The sequence below is a fragment of the Sphingomonas sp. PWP1-2 genome, from assembly GCF_049898305.1.
GTDB lineage: Bacteria > Pseudomonadota > Alphaproteobacteria > Sphingomonadales > Sphingomonadaceae > Sphingomonas > Sphingomonas glacialis.
This window is the reverse complement of record NZ_JAFCXM010000008.1, coordinates 1-23,370: the sequence shown is the minus strand read 5'-3', so window position 1 is coordinate 23,370 and position 23,370 is coordinate 1. Positions and strand designations below refer to the sequence as shown.

Annotated in this window: 26 protein-coding genes; 15 read left to right on the top strand and 11 right to left on the bottom strand. The window is 64.5% G+C overall.

Going from position 1 to position 23,370, the window contains the following annotated elements:
* Positions 1 to 107: 107 nt before the first annotated feature.
* The 3 genes from ACP7C5_RS17635 to ACP7C5_RS17625 are packed head-to-tail and all read right to left on the bottom strand — an operon-like array spanning position 108 to position 1,395.
* The gene (locus tag ACP7C5_RS17635) at positions 108 to 677 is read right to left on the bottom strand and encodes an RNA polymerase sigma factor (protein WP_426265248.1); all 570 of its coding nucleotides are present in this window, start codon (positions 675 to 677) and stop codon (positions 108 to 110) included.
* Positions 674 to 1,114: a periplasmic heavy metal sensor gene (locus ACP7C5_RS17630; protein WP_426265247.1), complete on the bottom strand. Its 441-nt coding sequence runs from the start codon at positions 1,112 to 1,114 to the stop codon at positions 674 to 676. Before ACP7C5_RS17630 ends, ACP7C5_RS17635 begins: the two co-directional genes overlap by 4 nt.
* Positions 1,111 to 1,395 carry a hypothetical protein gene (locus ACP7C5_RS17625; RefSeq protein WP_426265246.1) on the bottom strand — a complete coding sequence of 95 codons (285 nt, stop codon included), beginning with the start codon at positions 1,393 to 1,395 and terminating at the stop codon, positions 1,111 to 1,113. The genes ACP7C5_RS17630 and ACP7C5_RS17625 overlap by 4 nt, the downstream gene beginning before the upstream one ends.
* Before the next feature lie 135 nt (positions 1,396 to 1,530).
* Between ACP7C5_RS17625 and copC the strand changes: the two genes are divergently transcribed.
* The gene (copC, locus tag ACP7C5_RS17620; protein ID WP_426265245.1) at positions 1,531 to 1,908 is read left to right on the top strand and encodes a copper homeostasis periplasmic binding protein CopC; all 378 of its coding nucleotides are present in this window, start codon (positions 1,531 to 1,533) and stop codon (positions 1,906 to 1,908) included.
* Positions 1,909 to 2,835, top strand: a complete 927-nt coding sequence (copD, locus tag ACP7C5_RS17615; RefSeq protein WP_426265244.1) for a copper homeostasis membrane protein CopD — start codon at positions 1,909 to 1,911, stop codon at positions 2,833 to 2,835.
* Between the two features lie 159 nt (positions 2,836 to 2,994).
* Here copD and ACP7C5_RS17610 read toward each other — a convergent pair whose 3' ends face one another.
* Positions 2,995 to 3,348 carry a hypothetical protein gene (locus ACP7C5_RS17610; RefSeq protein ID WP_426265243.1) on the bottom strand — a complete coding sequence of 118 codons (354 nt, stop codon included), beginning with the start codon at positions 3,346 to 3,348 and terminating at the stop codon, positions 2,995 to 2,997.
* A gap of 348 nt (positions 3,349 to 3,696) precedes the next feature.
* Here ACP7C5_RS17610 and ACP7C5_RS17605 point away from each other — a divergent pair, with 348 nt between their 5' ends.
* The 9 genes from ACP7C5_RS17605 (at position 3,697) to ACP7C5_RS17565 (ending at position 12,527) form a co-directional block, all read left to right on the top strand.
* Positions 3,697 to 6,039 carry a heavy metal translocating P-type ATPase gene (locus ACP7C5_RS17605; protein WP_426265242.1) on the top strand — a complete coding sequence of 781 codons (2,343 nt, stop codon included), beginning with the start codon at positions 3,697 to 3,699 and terminating at the stop codon, positions 6,037 to 6,039.
* Positions 6,040 to 6,161: 122 nt separating this feature from the next.
* A complete protein-coding gene (locus tag ACP7C5_RS17600; protein ID WP_426265241.1) occupies positions 6,162 to 6,551 on the top strand; it encodes a Cu(I)-responsive transcriptional regulator in 390 nt (129 codons plus the stop codon).
* 297 nt (positions 6,552 to 6,848) lie between these two features.
* Positions 6,849 to 7,601, top strand: coding sequence for a LuxR family transcriptional regulator (locus tag ACP7C5_RS17595; RefSeq protein WP_426265240.1), 753 nt, complete (start codon positions 6,849 to 6,851; stop codon positions 7,599 to 7,601).
* A gap of 76 nt (positions 7,602 to 7,677) precedes the next feature.
* Positions 7,678 to 8,310, top strand: coding sequence for an acyl-homoserine-lactone synthase (locus tag ACP7C5_RS17590; RefSeq protein WP_426265239.1), 633 nt, complete (start codon positions 7,678 to 7,680; stop codon positions 8,308 to 8,310).
* A 5-nt stretch (positions 8,311 to 8,315) separates the two neighbouring features.
* Entirely contained in the window at positions 8,316 to 9,212 is an 897-nt protein-coding gene (locus ACP7C5_RS17585) for a phytanoyl-CoA dioxygenase family protein (RefSeq protein WP_426265238.1), read from the top strand.
* Positions 9,209 to 9,799, top strand: a complete 591-nt coding sequence (locus ACP7C5_RS17580) for a GntR family transcriptional regulator (protein ID WP_426265237.1) — start codon at positions 9,209 to 9,211, stop codon at positions 9,797 to 9,799. Before ACP7C5_RS17585 ends, ACP7C5_RS17580 begins: the two co-directional genes overlap by 4 nt.
* 102 nt (positions 9,800 to 9,901) lie before the next feature.
* Positions 9,902 to 10,033 (top strand): benenodin family lasso peptide, encoded by a 132-nt coding sequence (locus tag ACP7C5_RS17575; RefSeq protein ID WP_372901065.1) that lies wholly within the window; start codon positions 9,902 to 9,904, stop codon positions 10,031 to 10,033.
* 59 nt (positions 10,034 to 10,092) lie between these two features.
* Positions 10,093 to 10,749, top strand: coding sequence for a lasso peptide biosynthesis B2 protein (locus tag ACP7C5_RS17570; protein WP_426265236.1), 657 nt, complete (start codon positions 10,093 to 10,095; stop codon positions 10,747 to 10,749).
* Complete coding sequence (locus ACP7C5_RS17565; protein WP_426265235.1) at positions 10,746 to 12,527, top strand: asparagine synthase-related protein; 1,782 nt, start codon at positions 10,746 to 10,748, stop codon at positions 12,525 to 12,527. The genes ACP7C5_RS17570 and ACP7C5_RS17565 overlap by 4 nt, the downstream gene beginning before the upstream one ends.
* Here ACP7C5_RS17565 and ACP7C5_RS17560 read toward each other — a convergent pair.
* On the bottom strand, positions 12,493 to 14,583 hold the full coding sequence (locus ACP7C5_RS17560) for an Atxe2 family lasso peptide isopeptidase (RefSeq protein ID WP_426265234.1): 2,091 nt from the start codon (positions 14,581 to 14,583) through the stop codon (positions 12,493 to 12,495). The genes ACP7C5_RS17565 and ACP7C5_RS17560 overlap by 35 nt on opposite strands.
* Before the next feature lie 8 nt (positions 14,584 to 14,591).
* Positions 14,592 to 17,525: a TonB-dependent receptor domain-containing protein gene (locus tag ACP7C5_RS17555; protein WP_426265233.1), complete on the bottom strand. Its 2,934-nt coding sequence runs from the start codon at positions 17,523 to 17,525 to the stop codon at positions 14,592 to 14,594.
* Between the two features lie 170 nt (positions 17,526 to 17,695).
* On the opposite strand from ACP7C5_RS17555, the gene ACP7C5_RS17550 reads away from it, so the two are divergent.
* Positions 17,696 to 18,232 carry a MucR family transcriptional regulator gene (locus tag ACP7C5_RS17550; protein ID WP_426265232.1) on the top strand — a complete coding sequence of 179 codons (537 nt, stop codon included), beginning with the start codon at positions 17,696 to 17,698 and terminating at the stop codon, positions 18,230 to 18,232.
* A 9-nt stretch (positions 18,233 to 18,241) separates the two neighbouring features.
* Here ACP7C5_RS17550 and ACP7C5_RS17545 read toward each other — a convergent pair whose 3' ends face one another.
* From ACP7C5_RS17545 to ACP7C5_RS17525, 5 genes are all read right to left on the bottom strand, one after another.
* The gene (locus ACP7C5_RS17545) at positions 18,242 to 19,255 is read right to left on the bottom strand and encodes a FecR family protein (RefSeq protein ID WP_426265231.1); all 1,014 of its coding nucleotides are present in this window, start codon (positions 19,253 to 19,255) and stop codon (positions 18,242 to 18,244) included.
* Positions 19,255 to 19,746, bottom strand: coding sequence for an RNA polymerase sigma factor (locus ACP7C5_RS17540; RefSeq protein ID WP_426265230.1), 492 nt, complete (start codon positions 19,744 to 19,746; stop codon positions 19,255 to 19,257). Before ACP7C5_RS17540 ends, ACP7C5_RS17545 begins: the two co-directional genes overlap by 1 nt.
* Before the next feature lie 428 nt (positions 19,747 to 20,174).
* Complete coding sequence (locus tag ACP7C5_RS17535; RefSeq protein ID WP_426265229.1) at positions 20,175 to 21,080, bottom strand: HEPN domain-containing protein; 906 nt, start codon at positions 21,078 to 21,080, stop codon at positions 20,175 to 20,177.
* 4 nt (positions 21,081 to 21,084) lie between these two features.
* Positions 21,085 to 21,522 carry a TA system VapC family ribonuclease toxin gene (locus ACP7C5_RS17530; protein WP_426265228.1) on the bottom strand — a complete coding sequence of 146 codons (438 nt, stop codon included), beginning with the start codon at positions 21,520 to 21,522 and terminating at the stop codon, positions 21,085 to 21,087.
* Complete coding sequence (locus tag ACP7C5_RS17525) at positions 21,519 to 21,746, bottom strand: hypothetical protein (RefSeq protein ID WP_426265227.1); 228 nt, start codon at positions 21,744 to 21,746, stop codon at positions 21,519 to 21,521. Before ACP7C5_RS17525 ends, ACP7C5_RS17530 begins: the two co-directional genes overlap by 4 nt.
* A gap of 225 nt (positions 21,747 to 21,971) precedes the next feature.
* Here ACP7C5_RS17525 and ACP7C5_RS17520 point away from each other — a divergent pair, with 225 nt between their 5' ends.
* From ACP7C5_RS17520 to ACP7C5_RS17510, 3 genes are read left to right on the top strand one after another with little or no spacing between them, the layout of a single operon-like run.
* Positions 21,972 to 22,433 (top strand): mobile mystery protein A, encoded by a 462-nt coding sequence (locus tag ACP7C5_RS17520; protein WP_426265226.1) that lies wholly within the window; start codon positions 21,972 to 21,974, stop codon positions 22,431 to 22,433.
* Entirely contained in the window at positions 22,430 to 23,014 is a 585-nt protein-coding gene (locus ACP7C5_RS17515) for a mobile mystery protein B (protein WP_426265225.1), read from the top strand. The genes ACP7C5_RS17520 and ACP7C5_RS17515 overlap by 4 nt, the downstream gene beginning before the upstream one ends.
* On the top strand, positions 23,011 to 23,301 hold the full coding sequence (locus ACP7C5_RS17510; protein WP_426265224.1) for a hypothetical protein: 291 nt from the start codon (positions 23,011 to 23,013) through the stop codon (positions 23,299 to 23,301). Before ACP7C5_RS17515 ends, ACP7C5_RS17510 begins: the two co-directional genes overlap by 4 nt.
* The last annotated feature ends 69 nt before the right edge of the window (positions 23,302 to 23,370 follow it).

Genomic DNA, 23,370 nt, shown 5'->3' with positions numbered 1-23,370 from the left:
CGCGGGCCGGCCGCCGATCCCTCGTTGCAAGCACTATTTTTCTTGCAGGATAGAGAAATGGGCTTTGACATCATGTGAGGGTCAAGCCCCCGCACCGAACTTCCGGGTCAGCCGGTAGTCAGCACCTGCCTCAGCTTATCGCGCGCGCGGCGGAGCCGCGTCTCAACTGCTTTCTCGCTGATGCCGAGCGCGTCGGCCGTCTCGGACTGACTCAAGCCCTCGATCGTCCGGAGCAGAATCGGTTCGCGGATCGCAGCCGGTAGCTTGGATATCGCCAGCATTGTCCGGGCGAGCTCCTGGCGGTCGGCCGCGACGATGTCGTGGCCAGGTGCGTCATCCGCAATCAGCTCGGCAGGGTGGTCGGCCGTCCCGAACGGCATGAGGATTCGGCGAACCCTGCGCCGGCGAAGGCGGTCGCGGCACCGGTTTAGCGCAATCCGTGCCAGCCATGGCCGCATGGCCCGCGCGGGGTCGAACCGGCGTAGCGCCCCGTGCGCAGCGACGAAGGTTTCCTGGACCACGTCCAGAGCGTCGTCGGGGTCCGCGAGGCTCGCCAGCGCCAGGCGGTAGAGCGCATCGCGGTGCCGGCGTACGATTTCGGCGAACGCGGCATCGCGGCGCGCGATGCTGAGCGCTGCCAGCTCGCCATCGGCGAGAGTGGAGAGGTCCAGGCTCACCGACCTTCGTCGGTCAGAGCCTTTGTCACCGCTGCGTCGAACCGCGAAGCCTGGTCCGATCGCAGCAATTGCCGCATCGCGAACACGTGCGACAGCGTCTCCTTCTGAAGCCTCCCCATCCCCTCGTGCGAGCGGTCAACCGCGGCTGCTACTTTCGGGCCATAGCCATGCTCGGTCTCGATCGCTTCTGCGAGGAGCGCATTATCGGCCCGAAGCTCGAGCTCGATCGCCTTGCGGCGGACCGCGAACTGGCGCTCGAGCGTCTCCAGTCGGGCCTTCTGGCCCGCATCGAGATCGAGCCGATCGTGGAGCACCGCATGCAGTTCGGCGCTTGGCGCCTCGCGCTGCACGACTAGCCGGTGCCCGAGGAAAACGCCGGCAAGCGCCGCCAGGAATGCGCCCGCGATGATCAGCAGGGTCCGGCGGGTCGCAGTCACCGGTCGCCCTCCAGCAAGGTAGACGGTGCGAACGGCGCGGAAGAGGCAAATGGTGCCAGCGCGCCTGCGCGTGCCGGTTCAGGCGCGGCCAGCAAGGTAGACGTGGCGATCCCCATGATCAGCGCGCCGACTGCCGACACGGCCCCGATGCCGTAACCCCGCCGCGCTTCGCCGGCATCGCCCGCGAGCCGGATCAGCACGCCGGCGTCGAGGTCGGCGAGGCGCGCATGCACCGGTGCCGCCGCAAGCCGGGCGAGCGCCCTGTCCAGATCATCCTGCATGTCGATTCCTCCACCCCGTCCGAAACCATTACGCGCTCGCCGGCGGCATCCCTCGCCGACATCGAAACGAGGGATATTGATCGGCACTGCGTATTGGCAGGAGTCGATGGTTGCGTCGACGTCGAGGAGATCAACATGTACCGCAAGACCGCCGTTGCCTTGTTTGCCGCCGCCACGCTTTTCGCAGGGGTCGCCCAGGCACATCCGAAGCTGCTTTCTTCCACGCCGGCGGCCAAATCGACCGGTGCGGCACCGCGGCGGATCGAGCTGCATTTCTCGGAAGGCCTCATGGCGAAGCTGTCGGGTGCCGATCTCGCAATGACTTCCATGCCGGGTATGGCGATGAAGACCCCCATGAAGATGGCTGGAACCGCCACGGTCGGCGCCGACGGCAAGACCCTGTTCGTGCTTCCGGCCAAGCCGCTTCCGAAGGGGACCTATCGTGTAGACTATCACGTCGTCTCGGTGGACACGCACCGCGTCACGGGTACCCTCGTCTTCCGCATCAGCTAGGTGGATGCCGGTCTGCTAGTCGTCGGCCTGAGGGGCACGGTCTACGCCGTGCTCCTGTCGGCCTTCGGGCTGGCGGTGTTCGGCATGTTGCCGGCGCGGCCGGTTGAGCGCAGCATCGTCACTTTGCTGCGCCTTCCGGCGCTGCTTGCCGGGCTGGCAGCTTTAGGTCTGGTGGCATCCGCCGTTCAGATCATCGCAATGGCCTCAGCAATGGCGGGTGTCGCCATGCTCGACCTGGACAGGCAAACGCTCATCGACCTGATTGCGGGAAGCGCTGTCGGATACGCATGGCTCGCGCGCATGGCGGCGCTCGCCCTGGTCGGTCTCGCCGCGATCTTCCTGCCGCGTCGTCCGTCCCTGATGCTTGGACTCGCCGTCGTTTCGTCCGGGATCGCGGTCGCAACGCTCGCCTGGACCGGGCACGGCGCGATGGACGAGGGGCGACTGGGCTGGATCCACCTCGGCGCCGACGTGATTCATCTTCTCGCAGCAGGCGGCTGGCTCGGCGCAATCGCTGCGCTGCTGGTGCTCCTGCGCCCGTCCGTCGCGGCCGGTCTGCCGAGCCTCTCCCTCGCCCACCGCGGACTTGAGCGGTTCTCAGGCATGGGAACGGTGCTGGTGGGCCTGATTCTGGTCACCGGCATCGTCAACTCATGGCTGATCGTGGGACCCGCCCATATCATCGACCTGCCGGCGTCGCTCTATGGCCAGCTGCTGCTGACCAAAGTGGTATTGTTCGTGGCGATGCTTGGGCTGGCGGGGGCCAACCGCTTCAAGCTTGTTCCGGCCCTGGAGGCGGCGATCGCGGCGGGCGATCATCGGCAAGCGCTCGGTGCCATGCGGCGTAGCCTAATGCTGGAGTGCGGGTGCGCGACCGTAATCCTCGCGCTGGTGGCCTGGCTGGGAACGCTCGAGCCGCCGTCCTAGCTTCTGCGCCGTCAGACGCGCGCTGGTCAACTTGCATACCACAAGGCGGTGCCAATCGGGGCATGCACAGCGCACGCAAGAGCCTCCTAGCAAGTCCCGATTTCAATGGACGTTTATCACGCCCGCCGCCCGATGTCGAAGCGGCGGGCCCGTCCGCGGTCAGTAACGATAATAGCCGTTATAGCCATAATTTCCGTAGCGGTGGCGCCGCTGCCATTCGCGCTGATGCTCCCGCCGGTGCTGGCGCTCAAGTCGGTAGTCGGCCTCGTCATGCTGATATTGAAGATCGCGATGGAGCTCGCGATGCTCCCAGGGACTGATACCCTGTTCGTGGGCCTCGTCATGTTCTTCGTCGAGCTGATCGTGGACGTCGTCATGGCGCTGGTCGAGCCGGTCATGTTGCCAGTCGTGCCGACCTTGCCAATCCTGGGCCGTCGCGGGCGCCGAAAAGGCCAGAAGCGCGACCGCGCTGGCTGCGGCAAGTACAATGTTACGCATGTCATCCTCCTCCATGAGAGAATTCCTAAGTAGGCGGCGTCCGCTGAACGGGCAGTGATCGCAAGTGCCAGCCAATATTCACGTAGATTGCGCGCAGCTAAGCTTGGAGCCGTCATGAGCCGGAAAGCGTTAGCGTTGAAGGTGCTGTGACCTTGGTCCCGAACTCCGCGCGCGACCGATCGTACCGACGTTGGTTCGACGTGATCGCGCAGACCGCCGCGTCGGGAAATTCCGGCGTGGGCGAGGGATGCGATGCCGGAGCGCGTAGGCACTGCGAGGCAATAGTTCGGCGGGCGCGATACTGCCCTTGACCTTAACACAATGTCAGACCCCATCTGGTGTCGGGCCAGGAGGATTATTCCCATGACCGATGCCCACCACGACCACGAATGCTGCTCCGCCAAGGCGCCCTCGGCGGCAACCAGCGCAATCGATCCGGTATGCGGGATGACCGTGAATCCGGCGACGACGACGCACCATGCCGAGCATGGCGGTCATGCCTATCATTTCTGCAGTGCCGGGTGCCGCGCGAAATTCGTGGCGAAACCGGACGCCTACCTTGGCGATAAGCCAGCCGCCGAGCCGATGGTGACCGGTGGCGAAATATGGACCTGTCCGATGCACCCGCAGATCCGTCAGGAAGGGCCCGGGACGTGTCCGATCTGCGGGATGGCACTCGAGCCCGAGGCCCCGTCGCTCGACGATCGTCCCAACCCCGAACTCGTGGATTTCACCCGGCGAACCTGGGTCGCCGGCGCACTGTCGGTTCCGCTTCTTGCCATCTCGATGCTCGCCGAGATGCTTGGCGTCGATTTCCTCCCGCCGGCTGTATCCCCCTGGGTTCAGCTTGCTCTGACGGCGCCAATCGTCCTCTGGGCGGGATGGCCATTTTTCGAGCGCGGCTGGACCTCGATCCGAACCTGGCACCTCAATATGTTCACCCTGGTCTCGATCGGCGTCGGGGCCGCGTTCGCTTACAGCGTCGTGGCGACGCTCGCGCCCGGTCTCTTTCCCGCGTCGTTCCGGATGCACAGCGTCGTGCCTGTCTATTACGAGGCAGCCGGCGTCGTCGTCACTCTCGTTCTGCTCGGCCAGGTGCTCGAGTTGCGCGCTCGCGCCGCGACGGGCCGGGCGATCCGGGCGCTGATGAACCTCGCTCCCAAGACCGCACGGCGCCTCGGCGCCGATGGGGCCGAGCAAGAGGTACCGCTCGCCGACATCGCGGCCGGCGATCGTCTGCGCGTGCGGCCAGGCGAGGCAGTGCCGGTCGACGGCATCGTCCTGGAGGGCCGCTCGGCGGTCGACGAGTCGATGCTGACCGGCGAGCCCGCCCCTGTCCTGAAGGAAGCGCAGGCCCAGGTCACCGGCGGCACGGTGAATGGCACCGGCAGCCTGCTCATGGAGGCACGTGCGGTCGGCTCCGACACCGTGCTCGCGCGCATCGTGAGGATGGTTGCCGAAGCGCAACGCAGCCGGGCCCCGATCCAGGCGGTTGCCGACCGGATTTCGGGATGGTTCGTGCCGCTGGTGGTGGCTATCGCGGTCGCCACCTTCATCGTCTGGAACCTGGCAGGTCCAGAACCGCGCTTCGGCCACGCCCTGCTGAATGCGATCGCAGTATTGATCATCGCCTGCCCTTGCGCGCTTGGCCTCGCCACGTCGATGTCGATCATGGTCGGTACAGGACGCGGCGCGCATGCCGGCGTGCTCGTCAAGAACGCGGAAGCGCTGCAGGCGCTCGAACAGGTCGATACGCTTGTCATCGACAAGACCGGCACGCTGACCGAAGGGCGCCCGAAACTCGTCGCTACCGAGCCATTGGACGGCCGCGACGCAAACGCAATGCTGGCGCTCGTTGCCGCACTGGAGGCCCAGTCCGAACACCCGCTCGCCCAGGCGATCGTGGCGGGCGCCAGGGACGCCGGCCTCGCGGTGGAGCCGGTAGTCGACTTCCAGTCACAGACCGGGCTTGGTGTCACCGGCCGGGTCGGCGGCCACGAGGTCGTTGTCGGGAATGCCGCGCAGATGCGGCGTGTCGGGATCGACCCGGCGCCGATCGAAACCTCTGCCGATCAGCGTCGCGCCGAGGGCGCCGGCATCATGCTCGTTGCGGTGGACGGCAAGCTCGCCGGCCTGCTCGCAGTGGCCGACCCGATCAAGGAATCCGCGCGCGACGCGATTGCGGCACTGCATGCCGAAGGGCTGCGCATTGTCATGCTGACGGGCGACAGCCAGGCAACGGCGGACGCGGTTGCGCGGCAGATCGGCGGCATCGACGAGGTGCGCGCCGATCTGAGGCCGGAGGACAAGGCGAGGATCGTCGGCGAACTGAAGGCCTCCGGCGCCAGGGTCGCGATGGCAGGCGACGGGGTAAATGACGCACCGGCGCTCGCTGCGGCGGATGTCGGGGTGGCAATGGGCACCGGCACCGACGTCGCGATCGAGAGTGCCGGCATGACCCTCACCAAGGGCGATCTTGCGGCGATGGTCCGCGCGCGGCGCCTCGCCCGTGCCACGATGCGCAACATCAGGCAGAATTTGTTCTTCTCGTTCGTGTTCAACGGTGTCGGGGTGCCGATCGCTGCGGGTGTCCTTTACCCCGTCGCGGGAATCCTGCTGTCGCCGATGTTCGCGGGCGCTGCCATGGCGCTGTCGTCATTCACGGTGGTGCTCAATGCGCTGCGCCTGAATAGAGTAAAGCTCTGAACGAGAAGGGCGCGGCGCGGCATCGGCGCGCGGAGGCGGCGACTGAAATCAGGCCTTATCCGGTCGCCCGGATTGCGCGACGCTCAGCGCGCGGTTGCCTGATCAAAGGTGAGGAGTCCGACGTGAACATTGGCCAGGCTTCGAACGCGAGCGGCGTCTCGCAAAGAATGATCCGCCACTATGAGGCAATCGGCCTGATCCCGCCGCCGCCACGGCGCGAGAGTGGGTATCGCGACTATTGCGATGCGGATGTCCACCGCCTGCGGTTCATCGCCAACGCGCGCGATCTGGGGTTCCCCATCGCCGAGATTGGCGACCTGCTGGGGTTGTGGCGGGATGCCGGTCGATCGAACGCTGAAGTGAAGGCCCTGGCGACAGCGCGGGCCGAAGAGCTTGGGCGCAAGGCAGCCGCGCTCGGCGCCATGCAGGTGGCGCTGCTCGACCTCGCATCAAAGTGTCATGGCAATTCCCGGCCGGATTGCCCGATCATCGACCGTCTTGCCGAGCGCTGATGCCGCTACGGCCTGATCATCACTAAAAAATCACGCGTTGCCTGACGACGCGCAAGCAAGTCTTTACACTGGGGAACAACATCGCGGCGCCCGACAGAAATGGACCAAAATGGAGGCAATTATTTTTCTCGTTAACTGCGTCATCTATTTGACATAAACTAACTAATTTGGAAGAAAGTTCGTCCGGGAACACATTGGTCCGAGCGGTCGCCGTGAGAAGCGAATATGCGAGGCGCGCAGATAGGACGATTCGCAAGTCAAGCGGTGGGAACGCCCTTGCGATCGGTTCGGGTCGTTATGCCAAAACTGGCGGTCGCTGATGCGTTCGTCGACAATGCCCGCGCAGCTTCGAGTGAGGACGAACTGTTCGACCTGCTCTCCGAGTGCTGCAACGCGATGGGCATCCGATATTTCGCGCTGGTACATCACATCGATTTCGGGGTCGATGCGGCACCCGCGATCAGGCTTCACAACTACCCGCTGGCCTGGCAGCACTGGTTCGACGAAAACCGCCTGGGGCGTTCCGATCCGGTCCACCGTGCCAGCCAGCTCGCCAACTACGGATTTCCCTGGTCGGCGATACCGGGCATGATCACGCTCACCCCGGCCGATCTCAGCGTCTTTGCCCAGGCACGGATCGTCGGAATCGGTGACGGATACACCGTCCCCGCTCATGTTCCTGGCGAGTTCACCGGATCCTGCTCCTTCGCCATGGGCGCGGGAGAGCCCTTTCCCCGAGATCTGTATTCGGTCGCCCAGATTCTCGGCGGCATCGCGTTTGACGCGGCCCGGCGGATCACGAGGATCCGCGAGATCTGGCCCCCAATCGAGCGACCGCTCACCGTGCGCCAGCGCGACTGCATACTCTGGTCCACCCGCGGCAAGACCGACTGGGAGACGGGAACGATCCTCGGCATCAGCAAGGGAACGGTGATCCAGCATCTGAAACATGCTCGCGAGCGTTACGACGTCCATAACAAGGCCGAACTGTCAGTCAGGGCTTTGCAGGGTGGCCTGATCGCCTTTTCTGAACTTGGCCTGCGGCGATAGCCATACCAAGTTCTTGGTATAGGCGACGCCGGTAACTGTCGCGAGGTTGGAGGTCCCTTCCAGATGGAGGCCTCCGATGGTCCAACTGCTTGATACCACTCTGAAAGACGCGGGTGACGCCACGCTCAACCTGATGTTCGCCGCGCGCAAGAGCGTGTTCGTCGATCTGCTCAGATGGAACATCCCGGTCCGCGACGGCTGCCACGAAATCGACCAGTTCGACGACGATCACGCCCGGTATCTGATCCTGCTCACAGATGACGGCCGTCACCTTGCCTCAACCCGGCTGCTGCCAACCACCCGGCCGCACATTCTCGACACGCTCTTCCCGAACCTTTGCGAGCATCCCCTGCCACGCGGTTCGCGCACCATGGAGATCACCCGCTTTTGTCTCGACCGCAGCCTGCGCGCGATCGACCGGCGTCGGGTACGCGACCAGCTCGTCACCGCGATCGTCGAGCATGCGATCGAGCACGGCATCACAACCTATACCGGCGTTGCCGAGATGGGCTGGTTCCAGCAGATCCTGAGCTTTGGCTGGGATTGCCGGCCGCTCGGCCTGCCGATCGAGCATGAAGGCTCCATGCTCTGCGCGCTCAGGATCGCGATCGAGCCCGATACGCCGCTGAACCTGGCTCGCGCCGGCATCTGGTCGCCGACCGCCACGCCCGGACTTCAGGAAAGGCGCGCGATCGGCGCGAGAGGGTGAGCGACATGGACATCGATGCGATCCCACCCAGACCCGACGGATTCGATGCAGCTTCGGATGCACTGCGCAACCAGGGCTGGTGCCTGCTCCCCGGCATGCTCCCGAAGGAGCAGGTCGCCGCGCTCACCGCAGACTTCGATCCGGTCTTCGAGGCGACGCCTTTTTGCGAGGGCGATTTCTATGGCGGGCGCACCAAGCGCTTCGGCGGCCTGTTGAAGCGATCACGGCACACTGCCGCGTTTGTCCAGCATCCGCTGATCAAGGCCCTGGTAGACGATGCACTCGGGCCGTGGTGCGACACGATCCAGCTCAACCTCACCCAGGCGATCGAGATCCACCCCGGCGCACCGCTGCAGTTTCCGCACCGCGACCAGGACATGTGGCCGGCGCCGAAGGGCGAGCTCGAATATCTCGTCAACGTGATGTGGCCACTGACGAGCTTCACGCGGGCGAACGGCGCAACGCTGATCTATCCTGGCACTCACGGCCGGCTGGCACTTGTAGATGAAGGGCCAGGCGAGCCGCTCGTCGCTTCCTGCTGCCCGGGTACTGCCCTCGTCTTTCTCGGCTCGACCCTGCACGGTGCCGGCGCCAATCTGACGATCGAGACCCGGCGAGGCATGATCGTCAGCTACTGCCTTGGATGGCTCAAGCCCTATGAAAATCAGTGGCTCGCCTATCCACCCTCGGTCGCCCGCACCTTCGATCCCGAACTGGCCGGCCTGGTCGGATACCGGCAGCACCGACCCAATCTCGGCAATTATGAAGGCGTCTGCCCATCGATCCTGCTGGGCGACGATATCCCGACACATCTCGGCGCGGTGGATGCGCTGCGCCCGGATCAGCGGGAGGCGGTCGCGGCGCACCGCCAGGCGCAGTCGGGGAACGGGGATGGCGCATGAGCCCGGCCCAGGCGATGGAGCGCAGCTATGCGACGCTGAAGCAGATGCTGCGAGAAGGCGCCTTCGCGCCGGGAACGCGGCTCGAGGCGATCCGGCTCGCCGATGAGCTTGGCGTGAGCATGACGCCGGTGCGCGACGTCCTGCACCGGCTGGCTGGCGAGCGACTGGTGGAGGCAAACAGCCGGGAAGGGTTCCACGTCCCGCGTTTCACCGAGGCAATGCTGCGCGATCTCTATGAGTGGAATTCGGCATTGCTCATCATGGCGGCGCGAACAAAGCGGCCGGGCGAGGAAGAAAAGCCAATCGCACCGCTGTGGGAGGTGCCGGCCGGCGCCGATCGCATCGCCGCGCTGTTCGCCCGGATCGCGGCAGCCGCGCCGAACCACGAGATCGGCGATGCGATCGCCGCCGCGAATGACCGCCTTCATCCCTTCCGGATCGTCGAACAACGAATTCTGGAGCGAGTCGAGGGCGAGCTCGAACAGCTCATCACCCGTGGATCCGACCAGCCCCATGCTATCCGCCGCTATCATCTGCGACGGATGCGCGCGGTTCCCGACTTGCTGCGCGAGCGCGGCGAGGCCTGAATCAAGCCTCTCGATTATAATCCGATTATAAACTTTTTATAACCGGATGACGCGCCGATCCTTTCCCTGTCGCACCATCCGCGACGAGCAAGGAGACGGACAATGAACCCCGAAACCAACGAAGCAATCGACCTCATCGATCTCGGCGTCGCCAGTGTCGAGACCCAGGGCAACGGCACCCAGGTCCCGGACTTCATCGACAGCCAGAATCTCGCCGGCCTCAGCGACGACTGATCCAGCGTGCCGGCGCGGCTCGCGCCGCGCCGGCCAAGCGGCAAGGGGTACAGTTCGGCATGTTCTGGCAGATTCTGCCGCACACTTCGGCATGCATTGCCGCCGACCGCATCATTCTGCTCGACGTGCGGCAGGATCGCTACCTGCTCGTGCCGGCGGCGATCACCGGACCAGTGGCGGCATGGCTGTCCAGCGCGGCCGCGTGCCCCGCTCCATCCGGTCTGGTCGCCATGCTTGAGCGCAGCGCCATCTGGAAGCCGGGCGATCCGGCACCGGCACAACAGCGCTGCGATCTCGCGATACCCATGACACTTGAAACGCCCGAGCGGCGGCGGCCGATCGGTCTGGTACAACATGCCCGAATCGACGGGATCATCGCGGCGACCTGGCTCGGCCTGCGTACGACACCACTGCGCGTGCAGCTCGATCGCCATATGGCGTGCAACCCCAGAAGCTCGACTCCCAACAGTGATCAGCTGAGCGAGCGGCTATCCAGCTTTCAGCAGGCACGACGGCTCAATCCGATATCCAGAAACTGCCTGCTCGACTCGCTCGCACTGGCCCGGTGGCTGTCTGCCGGGCGCCATGCCTGCCGGGTCGTGTTCGGCGTGGCGGCGACCCCCTTCGCCGCGCATTGCTGGCTGCAGGACGATCACGCGATCCTGAACGATCACTACGACCGGGTCTCGAAGTTTACGCCGATTTACGCCTCGTGAGCGGCATCCGCTATCTCGCCATGCTCCGACGAACCGGACGCGCGGCCTCGGACAGGGTCGCCGGCGCCATCGAGCGAGCCCAGTCCGAACACGGGCTCATCCCCCTCTACGAAAGCCCGACGCTCACGGTGCTCGCGCCGGCGACGCTGCCTCATGTCGTTGTGCCGGACGGCAGCGGCATCATTCTCGGCCATCTGTTCGAGCGTGACGGCGGGACGAACTGTCTCGCGGGCGCGACCTCCGGGCTCGACCAGCCGCCGGTAAAATTTGTTGAGCTCTACTGGGGCGGTTATCTGGCGCTCCGAACCCGCCACGCCGCCGCTGAGGCACTGCGTGACCCGTCCGGTAGCGTGCCCTGCTATCATCTCGAGCTCGACGACGTGCACCTTCTTGCGGCTGAACCGTCTCTGCTGGTCGATCTTGGCCTGGTCGCTGCCGAGATCGACTGGACGATCGTGAGCCAGGCGCTGGTTTACCGCGACCTCAGGCCCGCGCGCACCGCGCTGCGAGGGATCGATGAGGTGCAACCAGGCGTTGCCATGCGCATCCTGCCGCCCGGCCCGACGATCGAATGCGCCTGGTCGCCCTGGACCTTCACCGCGCGGGATCGCGAGATGTCGGATCCGCAAGAAGCCATCGAAGCCGTGCGTCAGGCAGCGACGAAATCGGTCTTGAGCTGGGCCAGCTGCTTTCGGCGGCCCCTGGTCGAGATATCGGGCGGCCTCGACTCAGCGATCGTCGCCGCGGTCCTGTCGCAGGGAAATGCCAGACCGCGCGGCATCACATTCCGGGCGGTCGCCGGCGATATGGACGAGACGCCTTATGCGCGGGCCATCGCTGATCACCTTGGGATCGATCTGGCGACCGTCGACCCGGATATCACAGCCATCGATCTCGAGCGCAGCGCATCGAATGGTCTTGCGCGCGCCAATGCCAGAAGCTTTGCTCAGGCACTCGATCGGCCTGAACGTCGGCATGCCGAAGAAGTGGGTGCCGACGCCTATTTCAGCGGCGGGGGCGGTGACAATGTCTTCAGCTATCAGCGCTCGCTTGCGCCCATTTTCGACCGGTTGCGGCGACAGGGATTGGGCCGGGGCGTGCTGGAAACCATTGGCGACATGGCTGATCTCGGAGAAACCAGCCCCTTGAATGTGGCGTTCCGAACGGCGCGCAGAGCGCTGCGCCGCCGGCCAGTCCAGGCCTGGGCCACCAGCTATCAGTTTCTGGCGCGAACGGCGGTGGCCGATCTACCATGGCCGGCGGGCCATCCGTGGCTGCCGGTGCCGAACGGGACTCTCCCGGGAAAGCGTGCGCATGTCATGGCGCTCATCCGCGTGCAGAATCATCTCGACGGGCACGGACGTCAGGCACACGCCCCGATCATCTTTCCACTCCTGTCGCAGCCGCTGATGGAAACCTGCCTCGCTATCCCGAGCTGGCTATGGTGCGCCGGTGGCCGCAACCGCGCCGTCGCCCGTGCCGCCTTTGAGCCGTTGCTGCCGCCGATTGCCGTGGGGCGTCAGAGCAAGGGTGCATTCGACAGCCTCTGCACGCAGGCGGCGATCGCCAATAAGGTTCAGCTGCGCGATCTCCTTCTCGACGGTGCGCTCGCACGCGAGGGCCTGCTCGATCTTCCCGCGATCCGGCTGGCGCTGGAGGCAGCCGTGCCGGCCGGCCTCGATACGCTGCGCCTCCTGGCGCTGGCCGACGTCGCAGCCTGGGTGCATGGCTGGGAGGCTCGGTCTAATGCCGATCGGCCGGCGGCGGCGCGGCCTTGAGCGCTTCCCATCGTCGGATTTCGGGGAGGCGCGCAGGGTCGCCGGACACCTTGTCCTTCAGCCAGAAATCGAACCAGGCGACGTCCCGCTCGTAGATCGCCAGCCGGTGCGCCGGATGCCATTTGACGTGATGTTCGTCGGGAAAGACATACATTTCGACGGGCGCACCGTGGAACTGCAGTGCCGAGTAGCTTTCCAGCGCGAGCCGATACTCTCCATCCGGCACCTGGATCAGCAGTGGCGTCCTGAGCCGGTCGGCGTTCATCGCGAGCGAATAAGGGCGCCAGAACGCGTCGCCCGGTTCGCCGGGCTTGGGATAGCCCGATGCGATCAGAAAGTCGCGGTAGCTGAGACCCGCATCGACCATCGTACTGCCCGGGTCCTCGCAGCAGCTGCTCATCGCCGCAGCCTTGAAGCGGCTGGAGTGAAGCAGCGCATATTGCACCGTCGAGGCGCCATCGCTGAGGCCGGTGATGCCTATCCGGTCCGGGTCGATCGCGCCAGTCGCCACGGCCGCATCGACTCCGGCATCGAGCGCGTCGAAGATCGAGCGCCGCTCGGCCCATCCCGGAATGTTGATGTGCTGGACCTCGGTCAGGCTGCGCGCCGTCGCCGTTGCCGGCAGCAGCGGCGGCCGCTGGAAGCTGAGGACGGCAAAGCCGTGCGCGGCAAGCAGGTGGATCGGCACATCGTCGCCGGTACCTCCGCGCAGGAAGCCGCGGCTGGCATATTGCACCACGACCAGAGGATGCCGCTCGCCCTCATGATGGCCCGGCGGCAGGACGAGATCGCCGTAGGTGGTCGCGCCGTCGCGGCTCCAGACAAGACGCTGCACGCGCCCGAGCGACGCTATGGGAAAATCGGGATTGGGATCGAAAAGCGTCCTTTGCTTTCCCGCGACCGGATCAAACGACACCAGGGTTCGAGGGTGAATAGCCGACTCGTAAGCGCAGACGAGGCGGCGCGACGCGGCCTGGCAGCCGAACAGCGCGTCGATCGTCCCGAGCAACCGGACGGGCGTCGCCTCGTGTCCGATCCGCCAGCGATAGATCACGGTCCGCCCGCCATTGTCAGGACTGCCCCCGCGCATGAACAGCAGCTCGTTCGGCCCAAACCACCACAGGCCGGCGACATGGTCGGCACAGATTGCCGCAGGGCAGGCCAGTGATCGCCCGCCGATGTCGACGTGAAGCGGGGTCGGGCCGAAGATCATTAAAGGATCGTCACGCCCGACCCATGCCGTTGCACCGCTTTCCGAGCGGGCAAAGAATTGGGCGCCCCGTGGCCCAGCCGTTTCTACCCCGTCCCTGACCGCGGCGTCGTCGACGACAAGGCCGGACATGGCATCGACCGCAACCGACACGACCGGCACGGGCAGAGCCGGCCTCGGGCGATCATCGGTCAGCGTCCAGAACCTTTTGTCGAACAGAAATCCGGATCGGCCCTCTGCATCGATTGCGGCCCACGCTGGGACCAGACCTGGCCGCGTCCGGGCAAGGATCGCCCGACCATCCTCCGACCAGCTGAAGGCGACGACATCCGTCGCGAACTTGGTCACCTGCCTTGCCGCCTCACCGCCGAGCCCAACCGTCCAGACCTGGGTGCCGCCGCCATCGCGCCGAAGATACGCAATACGGCTTCCGTCGGGAGACCAGGACGGCGTGCCGGGATCGGGCGAACCGTTGACGATGTCCGGCGCATCGCGAACGTCATGCGTCATCGCGATGAAATCGCCGCCAACGTCGAGCAGGCGCGGCGCGGTGCGTCCGTCGAGCGACACCAGCATGATGCCGACACAGTAACTGTCACGGTCCGCGTCCGCGCGACGCATCGCCATCACTGCCCAGGTGCCGTCGGGCGAGACGCTGAAGGGCGCCGCGCCGGACGGGCCGCTGTCGGCTCGCCCGAAGTCCCGCAGCTCGACCAGAGCCTGTGCGGTCAGTTCCCGGCCCGGCACCGCCGAAGCTGCAGGGTTCAGCCGCTCGGCACAGGATTCCGCTGCGGCGTACGCCGGCGCCGTCCATGAAAGGGCCGCGCCTACGGCACAGGCAAACACTGGTCGATTCACCACGCCCTGGTGACCTGCAGCGAGACGACGCGCCCGATCGCGCTGGCATTTTCGGGATCATAGCCGGCTGTGGATGGGCCGATGAAATAGGCGGCATAGGGCGGATCGCGATCGAACAGATTGTTCGCGCCGAGCGAGACCCTGAGACCTTTGAACGCACCCCGCGCCGCCTGGAAACGATAGCTAAGCTGCAGGTCGAAGGTCGTCCAGGCGTCGACATGTTGGGGCGTGGCGTTCAGCTTGTTGGTGTAGCCATCGACATAGTTGGTGAACAGCGCGGCATCGAACCCGCCCCGCGACCAGCTGAGGTGCGCCCGCGCCCGGAAGTCGACCGGATTGCCCAGCACGCCGACGACATCGGAGACCGGAGCGGTCGGCGTCAATGCCTGACGGATGTGGAAGATGTAGGTGCCGGCCGCGCCGATATCGGCGCGGCCACCCGCCAGCGCAAAGCCATAACCCAAGTCCATGTCGAGGCCGGACTGTTTGACCACCGACAGGTTCTGCAGTCGCGCATCGACCACGGCCGCAAAGGCGGCGGTCACCGGGATGTTCAGGAAGTTGCTGAAAAAGGGCGAGGCATAGAGCTCGGCGACCCGCGCCGCGCTTGGATTGGGTTCGGTGATGCCTGCATAGACATTGCGGTTGACCAGGAAGCTGAACAGCTGGGTCGAGGGCGAGGCAATGCGGTCGCGATAATCGACATTGAACCAGGTCAGGCTGGCATGCGCGCCGGGAAGGAAGCCCGGCTTGAGGTCAGCGCCTAGCGTCCAGGTCGTGGCGCGCTCCGGCTTCAGATTGGGATCATTGCCCCGCAGCACAATCACATTGGACTGGCCCGATGGCGCCTGCGGGTCGGGGATCGTATAGGAGAAGATCAGCTGGTTAGCGGGATCCTGGCGCAGGTCCGAGAAAGTCGGCGCGCGGAACGACGTACCATAGCTGCCACGGATGGTAAGGCCCGCGAACGGCTCCCAGGCGACCCCCAGCTTGGGATTGGTGGTCGTGCCAAAGTCACTGTAACGCTCGGTGCGGACCGCCGCCGACAGGTCGAGACGATGAAATCCTGGAACCGTCGCGTCGCCGCCGAACACCGGCACGAGCAGCTCGGCATAACCGGCCCTGACATGACGCGGCGCGCTGAGCGCGATCGGCACCCTAAATTGCGGCGTCAGCGTCGAGGTGTAGTTTGTCCCGCCTTCATCGACATAACGCTCCTCGCGATATTCACCACCGACCGCCAGCCGCACGTCGCCGGCCGGCAGTGCGAACAGGGGGCCATCGGCCCGCAGTGTCGCCGACCATACCGAGTTGACATTGGTCGAGTCGTACCAGCCGCGAATGGCGGCGATCGTCGCCGGGTTCGTCGACCGGCCATCGCCGAACAGATTATAGGCAGTTGCCGGGTTGGGATCGGCGAGCGCGAGCGCCAGGCGAGCGGTGTTGACCAGATTGTAGCCGGTATAGCGTTCGTAATCACGCCCATAGGTAACCGCTGCGTTCGCCGACCAGGCTCCGACTTTCGCTTCGAGCCCGGCGGTCCCGCCATAGGCGCTGGCGATGCCGCGGCGGGACTCGTTGCCAAGGTCGCGCTGAAAACTGTACTGGACGCCGACGGGCTGATGCGTGCCGATCGGATCGACATAGAAGGCGTTGGTCACCGGCACGGTGCGGCGCACATTCGTATTGGGGCGGTCCGCCTCATCGAAGGTGCGGATCGTCATCAGCCCGTTGGCGTGGAGGCGCAGGGTGTCGCCGAGATCCTGACTGATGGCCGCGAAGAGGGAATGGCGGCGCTGCTGCGGCAGCATATCGGCGCCGGTCCAGCTGTCGGCGAGATTGACCGTGCCGGGCGTCAGCTTCGCGGCGGTGAGCCCGATTCCGTTCTGCCCGGCCGGGATCGCGAAGCTGGTGCCGCCGGCATAGATAGTGCCGGGATTGGCATAGGCTACACGGTGATCCAGCCCGCCAAAGGGCCTGAGGTCGTCGGTCGCGAACGGCCGGTCCGCCGCGCTCAGCCGGTCGCGGTCGTAATATTCATAGGCGATCATGGCGTGACCGCTGGACCAGCGCGTGCCGAGCAGCAGGCTGGCCTGATATTCCTGGCTATCCCCATCGGCGGTGCCGATGCGCCCGCTCGCCTCGATGCCGGTGAAGTCGAGCCGCGGCACGATGTTGACGACACCTGCGACCGCGTCCGAGCCGTAGATTGCCGATGTCCCGTCGGGAACGATTTCGATCCGCTCGATCGCCGAGGCGGGGATCATCGAGATATCGGCAAAGGCGCCCGCGAACCCGCCGAGCGGCGGGCGCTCGCCATTGAGCAGCACGAGAGTCGAGGTGGGTCCGAGTCCGCGCAGATTGATGCTCGAGCCGCGCGTTCCGTTGTTGCCGGTGTTCTGGCTGACAGTTCCGCCCACCGCCGTTGCCTCGTTCAGCCCGCCCCCGAAATTCTGCGGAATCGACTGCGCGATCTGCTGCGTCGTCGCGAAGCCGCCTTGCTCGATCGCCTTGCGGTCGATGACGACGAGCGGCGACCCAACCGGGGCCTTGCCGCGGATCCGGGTGCCGGTCACGAGAATATCGCTGACACCGCCGGCGTCCGCGCTCCCGCCATCCGAAACCCGGCGAACGACAAGGGTCTCGCCGACCGGCACCGCATGCAGGCCAGTGCCGCGCAGCAACTGGTCGACAGCTTCATCCGACGAGAACCGCCCCTTGAGCGCAGGCGCCTGCAGGCCGGCGACAAGGTCAGTTGCAACGATGACGGGCCGGCCTGACAGGGAAGTGACCTGCCGCAGCGCGGCGCCCAGATCCTGCGCCGGCAGATCATAGTCACGGGCGTCAGCGGTCTGGCCTTCGGCAATCGGTGACGCGAGCAGCATGACCGTCGTGCAGGCCGCAAAGCCCGCGAATTTTCCCAAACGCATTCGTTCTTCCCCTTAGCTCGACGCCGATCTGGCGGCTGTCAAAGGGGCAAGACGACGCCGGCTCGGGAACCCGCCCAAAATAAATCGGGAGACTTGGGCTTGCTGTCCGACCAACGTGCGTTGAATAAAGCTGCCACGTCCGCCCGGGCACGACCCTTCAGGGCAGCTAAATGGAGATTACCCGCGTGGAAGAACCCGATACCCTGATCGCGATGACAGCCGAGATCGCAGCCAGTTTCGTGACCAACAACCGGGTAGCGGTCGGCGATATCGGCACCATGATCGCGTCAGTCCATGGTGCGCTGGCTGACCTTGGCCAACCGCCCGCACCGGCGGCGCCCGAATACGTCCCGGCCGTCACGCTTAGGAAAAGCCTTGCAGACCCGACCAAGATCATTTCGATGATTGACGGCAAATCCTATGCCGTCCTCAAGCGGCACCTGACGACGCAGGGCCTGACGCCTGCGGAGTATCGCACGCGCTACAATCTCCCGGCCGACTATCCCATGACCGCGCCGGCCTATTCGGAGATGCGCAAGGCGATGGCCGTGAAGATCGGCCTGGGACGCAAGAAGAAGGCGGGACGGCCGAAACTCGGCGTGGTGATACCGTCCGGCGATGCGCCAACGCCGATCACCAAGGCGCCGCGAAAGGCGCACGTGGCGACTAGGAAACCCGCCCCTGCGAAGGTCGATCAGAACGCGTGATAGCCCACGTCAGCGGGCGTGAAGAATGAAATCACCCTGAGCATCATGCTCGACGCGAAGATTGAAGGTCGCAGCAAGGATCGCGGCCAACGCGTCGGTCGGTGTAGCGTGGAAAGTCCCGGTCACGCGCAGCCCGGCAAGCGCCGGCTCGCCGAGCCGAATCTTGTGCGCCGAGTAGCGATTTGCCGCGGCGACCACGTCCTCGAGCGGCGCGCCGTCAAAGCTGAGCATACCCCTGACCCATTGATCGCTGCCGCCGGGCGCCGCGGACACCTGCGCCACACCGGCGGCGGGCGCGTCGGCGAAGACCTGGCCGGGCACGAGCCGCGCGATCGGCGCGCCGCCGGTCCCGTGCGCCTTGCGGTCACGAATCTCGATCGCGCCCCGCAACAGAACCACCTTCACTCCCTCCCGGCCGAGGACGACGTCGAACAGCGTGCCGCGGTCAATGATAGTCCGGCCGGCCGCCTCAACCATGAACGGCCGCCCAGCCTCATGCGCGACGTCGAACCGGGCCCGTCCGCGCGACAGGCGGACGAGCCGAACCTGGCCAGTAAACATCGGCTCGATTGCGCTGTCGGTGTCGAGCGTGACAGTCGTGCCGTCAGCCAGCCGCATGGTGCGGATCTCGCCGACACGGGTTGCGAACGGCGTGCTGGCTTGAGCCACCGCCACCGGGCGAGGCCCGTCGCCTCGCCACAGAAAGACGGCGCCGCCACCGATCAACAACGCGACAATCACGCTCGCGAATGCGACACGTGGGCCCGACATTGCATAGAAAGGCCTGCGGTTGACGGCGGCGAGATGCTCCTGAGCGAGAGGAGAACCGGCTAAGCCCGCCGCAAGCTGCCAGCGCCGCTCGATCCGGGTATAGGCGGCCCGGTTTCGCGGATCGCTTGCGCGCCACCGCTCGAACTCAAGTCGAGACATCTCGGCGTCCGATCCGCGCATCCGCGCGAACCAGGCCGATGCCTCGCGGCCAGTCACATCTGCGGCACTGTTGCCGCCGCCGAACAACGCCATCAGGGGCGGCCCATCAACCTGTCGATCTGGTCAACTGCGCGACCGAGCTGCTTCTCGACGCCCGAGACCGAGAGGCCGGTCCGCTCGGCAATCTCCGCATAGCTGAGGCCCTCCAGGCGGTGCGCCATGAAAATCTCCCGAGTCTTTGGTTTCAAAGACTTTATAGCAGCTTCGAGGCGTACAAGACTATCGCGCGCCTCAAGCCGACGCAGTTCATCGATGCCAACAAGGTCGCAATCGTCGGCATTTACATGGGCATCCACAGCATGCCGCCGCGCCGCTTTGGCACGGTCCTTCAACAGGTTACGGGCAATCTGCCGAAGATACTCGGCAGGCCGGGAAATGGAACCGGAACGGCGCAGATCGATGCGCGAAAGGCGAAGAAAGGCCTCCTGAACCAGGTCCCGGGCATCTTCAGGGCTGGCGCGGTAGCGCGTGAAGAAGCGCACGAGCGAATGCTGCTCATTGCGATAGAGGACATCGAGTTCCATCGTGGTCGGCAGCGTTTCAGGCTGCGGCGATTGATCCTCCCGACCGTCAGCACGGGCAACGCCGCGCCTCATCGCGCGCAAACCGAAAGACGCCCGGGCGCAGCGAATTCCACCCGACCCCGCAGGTAGCGTACCAATCGATCAGGCGCCCAAGCCCAGCCCATAATCCGTCTCCAGACAGCGAGACGGACCCGGCTCGAAGCCGGGTGTTGAGAACATGCATGGGAAACACATGCGCCGACGCCTTTAGCCGCAAGCGGCCTGAACATGCGCGTCGGCCACCCGGGCAACCGAGAGCCAGATCAATATCACCATGCGAGGTTCTCACGCCTCGGCACCACCATTTGAGCGGCGCGGATCGAGTCTAGAACGAGTGGATCACCAAACGCAAGGGATCGGAAATAAACAGCGATTCCGTCACTTTGGAGCTAAATCCCGGCCTCCGCCTTCAGCACATCGAGCCGCTCCAGACAGACCGCCTCGACGATCGCCCGCAGCTTCCGGACAGCGTCAGCGAGTGTCTCGAGGTCAGCCATTTCGATGGTGAAATTGGGCGAGTAGCGGGCTTCGACATAGGCCCGTTTGAGGAGCTCGAAACGCCGCCGCTCCTGCTTCGTCGCCCGTGGCCAAGCCTCAACGAGACGGGGTTCCTTGTCCTCAGCCAGGGAGCGCAGGAATTTGATATTGTGAGACCGTGGAAAGTAGAAAGTGCATGTTAGGAGCATGCACGCATAAGCGCGTTCCGTCGCCTGATGAAGCATGAACGCCGCGTCATTGCGCTCACCTTCTTGGATGGCGAATTTCGCGATCTTTAGGGCGCTGTCGATCTTCGCGACGTTCTGAGAAAAATACTCTTCAGCCATCCGATAGGCGTCTGCGGCTGTAAGCGGAATCGGGCTGGCGAGAGAGTGTTGGGGCAGCTCATAGAGGGCAATCCCGTCCCGCGCGATGTCGGTCCAGAAATACTCACCTCGCCTCAGCGCGTTGTTCACCTCATCGAGGCTGTGGACGATGATGTTGACCTGTCGCCCGATCGTGGGATCGCGCTGGATACGATCCTCCGCGACATACCAGTAATCTGCGATGTCGGTCAGGTCCGCATGATTGACGATGACGAGGAGATCGAAGTCTGATTGGTATCCATTCTCCGGCTCATCGACCCAATCGTTGCGGCTGTAGCTCCCGAACAGGATGACCTTCAGGACCTTGCCGTTTCGCTTCCACGGCTGGGTGGCTCCAGAGATCGCCGCCTCAAAATCGCGCATCAGGATTGCGACGACGCGCTCAAGCTCACCTTGCTGAGCCGCCGGAAGATGGTCGAGGTCGCGGCGCACGCGTTCAGGCTCCGTCGATGACATGCAAGAAGGCCTTACCGTCCTTTACCGCCTTGGGCGACAGTCGTCGGTCGAAAGTGGCAAGCTTGCCGCCATTTTCGGCGGCCAGGGCCAGGAGATAGCTGTCGGTTACCTGAGCCGAGGTAAGCAACTGGGTCGGATCGACGCGATCCGATCCGACGAGGCTCATGTCGTCACGCCAAAAGCGGTGGCCCGGCAGTTCGCGAAGCCGCTGGACGACATCAGCGACGATCGCCGGCGAGCCTGGTGAATTCGGATATTTGGGATGACCGACGATTCGGATTACGCCGTTTTCGGTCATCGGGCATGTCGCCCAATTAAGCTGGCCTTCCGCTTGGAACCACCGATGCGCAGCGTCATGCCCGACATGGGCGGGGTCGATGAGGGCAATGAGTACATTGACGTCCAGCAGGAACCTCACGGCAATTCGTCGCGCAAAGCATTCACGGCCGCCTGGGTGACGACGACACCTTCCCGCGCTGGCAGGAGGGGGATGCCATTTCGCTGTTGTGGCTGATCGGGCCGCCTCAAGGCGCGCCGGGCGAGATCGGAGATGACGTCGCCAACGGTCCGATGGCTCTGACCCGCGATCGCTTTCGCCGCTTCCAGTACGTCATCATCTATCGCTAGCGTAGTTCGCATCATGCCGCCTATGCATCAGTCATCACGCATCATAGCAGAAGGGTATTAGTGTCTCAATCGGCTGCTTCGCGTCTCGATGCGAATGGCGCGATATGCAGATCGCCCTACGAAATATCTGGCTATGGCCTGATAAATATGTGATCTTTATCAGGCTATAGCCTTATCATTATTTTTATGATATCAGCACATAACCTGATGTAGATGACCTAATCATAAGACTGTAACCTGATGAAAAAGGAAATTACAGACCGAGCGCGCAAGCGCCTCGACGAACGTCTGACGGCATTGGGTCCAGCAGAGCGTTTCGCCGTGCCTCCGCGTGGCTGGATTAGAGCCATTCGCGATGCACTGGGCATGAGCGGATCACAGCTCGGTCAGCGCATCGGTATTACCGCCCAGAGCGTCCAAAATCTGGAGACGTCTGAAGTCAGCGGCACAGTGCAGCTCAACACTCTGCGCAAGGCGGCCGAGGCGATGGACTGCGTCCTCGTCTATGCCTTGATCCCCAAAAGCAGCCTCGCGAGGACGATGGAGCAGCGGGAACGCGCTATCGCGATCGAAGCCCTACGCCGCGTATCGCATTCGATGGCACTCGAAGACCAGCGCGTAGCCGACACGGAGGATGAAGCTCGAATTCAGCGCTACATCGCGACGAGCCTGCGGCAACGAGACATTTGGAACAAGCCGTGACCGATCTTTTTGCCGAGCCCGATGACGCCACCCCCTTGGAGCCAGGCGAACGCGAGGGACTGCTGCAGACCTGGATTACAACTCGCTCCGATCTCAACGAGGCCGAGCAGGCCAACATTGATATCGGTGCGGGCTGGGCGCTAAGCCGGCGCGGCGACATTCTAACCGAAGGCTTCGTGCGAGAACTCCACAAGCGGATGCTCGGAGATGTCTGGAGCTGGGCGGGGAGGTTCCGGCGGACGGAGCGCAATATCGGCATTAATGCTTACCGCATCCAAACAGACCTTCATGCGCTACTGGCCGACGTCAATTACTGGATCGAGCATAGAACTTATCCAGCAGACGAAATCGCGATCCGATTTCATCACCGCCTCGTTGCCATCCACCCATTTCCCAATGGCAACGGACGTCATGCACGCCTGATGGCCGACCTCCTGATCGAGCGTCTCGGTGGCAATCCGTTCAGCTGGGGTGGCGGCAATCTCGGCGATATCGGCGCAATGCGCCACGCATATGTCGATGCGCTCAGAGCTGCTGACGCTCATGATATTGGCCTCTTGCTCGCCTTCGCTCGAACATGACGGACTATGCTGCCCTAACGCAGACCTTGCCGGCGTGCGATCACGAGGAAGTTACGTTGCCGGATCTCGCGGCTGGCTCTCCCGATCCACGCCAACACGTTCTCAAGTTGCTATCGACCCTTCGGCGGGATCGTGGTGCAATCCTCAAGACCTATGTTTCACCGCTTGATTTCTGCCTTGCGGTGATCGACCCGGACCATGCCGAAACCAGCGCCGCTGCCGCACGCGTACAATTGGTGGATGCGCCGGTGACAAAGCAGGCCATCGGAACGCCGGCGCGGTGCTGAGCGTGGCGGAGTAAAATCCAGCCGTTGGTAAGGCTGCTTCTTTTAGGAGCGGCCGGGGATGTTTGGCGT

Bases quoted from the DNA above. Each gene is read 5' to 3' on its own strand.
- ACP7C5_RS17625 (WP_426265246.1), bottom strand. From the start codon at position 1,395: ATGCAGGATGATCTGGACAGGGCGCTCGCCCGGCTTGCGGCGGCACCG.
- copC (WP_426265245.1), top strand. From the start codon at position 1,531: ATGTACCGCAAGACCGCCGTTGCCTTGTTTGCCGCCGCCACGCTTTTC.
- ACP7C5_RS17610 (WP_426265243.1), bottom strand. From the start codon at position 3,348: ATGGAGGAGGATGACATGCGTAACATTGTACTTGCCGCAGCCAGCGCG.
- ACP7C5_RS17605 (WP_426265242.1), top strand. From the start codon at position 3,697: ATGACCGATGCCCACCACGACCACGAATGCTGCTCCGCCAAGGCGCCC.
- ACP7C5_RS17595 (WP_426265240.1), top strand. From the start codon at position 6,849: ATGCCAAAACTGGCGGTCGCTGATGCGTTCGTCGACAATGCCCGCGCA.
- ACP7C5_RS17590 (WP_426265239.1), top strand. From the start codon at position 7,678: ATGGTCCAACTGCTTGATACCACTCTGAAAGACGCGGGTGACGCCACG.
- ACP7C5_RS17585 (WP_426265238.1), top strand. From the start codon at position 8,316: ATGGACATCGATGCGATCCCACCCAGACCCGACGGATTCGATGCAGCT.
- ACP7C5_RS17580 (WP_426265237.1), top strand. From the start codon at position 9,209: ATGAGCCCGGCCCAGGCGATGGAGCGCAGCTATGCGACGCTGAAGCAG.
- ACP7C5_RS17575 (WP_372901065.1), top strand. From the start codon at position 9,902: ATGAACCCCGAAACCAACGAAGCAATCGACCTCATCGATCTCGGCGTC.
- ACP7C5_RS17570 (WP_426265236.1), top strand. From the start codon at position 10,093: ATGTTCTGGCAGATTCTGCCGCACACTTCGGCATGCATTGCCGCCGAC.
- ACP7C5_RS17555 (WP_426265233.1), bottom strand. From the start codon at position 17,525: ATGCGTTTGGGAAAATTCGCGGGCTTTGCGGCCTGCACGACGGTCATG.
- ACP7C5_RS17550 (WP_426265232.1), top strand. From the start codon at position 17,696: ATGGAGATTACCCGCGTGGAAGAACCCGATACCCTGATCGCGATGACA.
- ACP7C5_RS17545 (WP_426265231.1), bottom strand. From the start codon at position 19,255: ATGGCGTTGTTCGGCGGCGGCAACAGTGCCGCAGATGTGACTGGCCGC.
- ACP7C5_RS17540 (WP_426265230.1), bottom strand. From the start codon at position 19,746: ATGGAACTCGATGTCCTCTATCGCAATGAGCAGCATTCGCTCGTGCGC.
- ACP7C5_RS17525 (WP_426265227.1), bottom strand. From the start codon at position 21,746: ATGATGCGAACTACGCTAGCGATAGATGATGACGTACTGGAAGCGGCG.
- ACP7C5_RS17520 (WP_426265226.1), top strand. From the start codon at position 21,972: ATGAAAAAGGAAATTACAGACCGAGCGCGCAAGCGCCTCGACGAACGT.
- ACP7C5_RS17510 (WP_426265224.1), top strand. From the start codon at position 23,011: ATGACGGACTATGCTGCCCTAACGCAGACCTTGCCGGCGTGCGATCAC.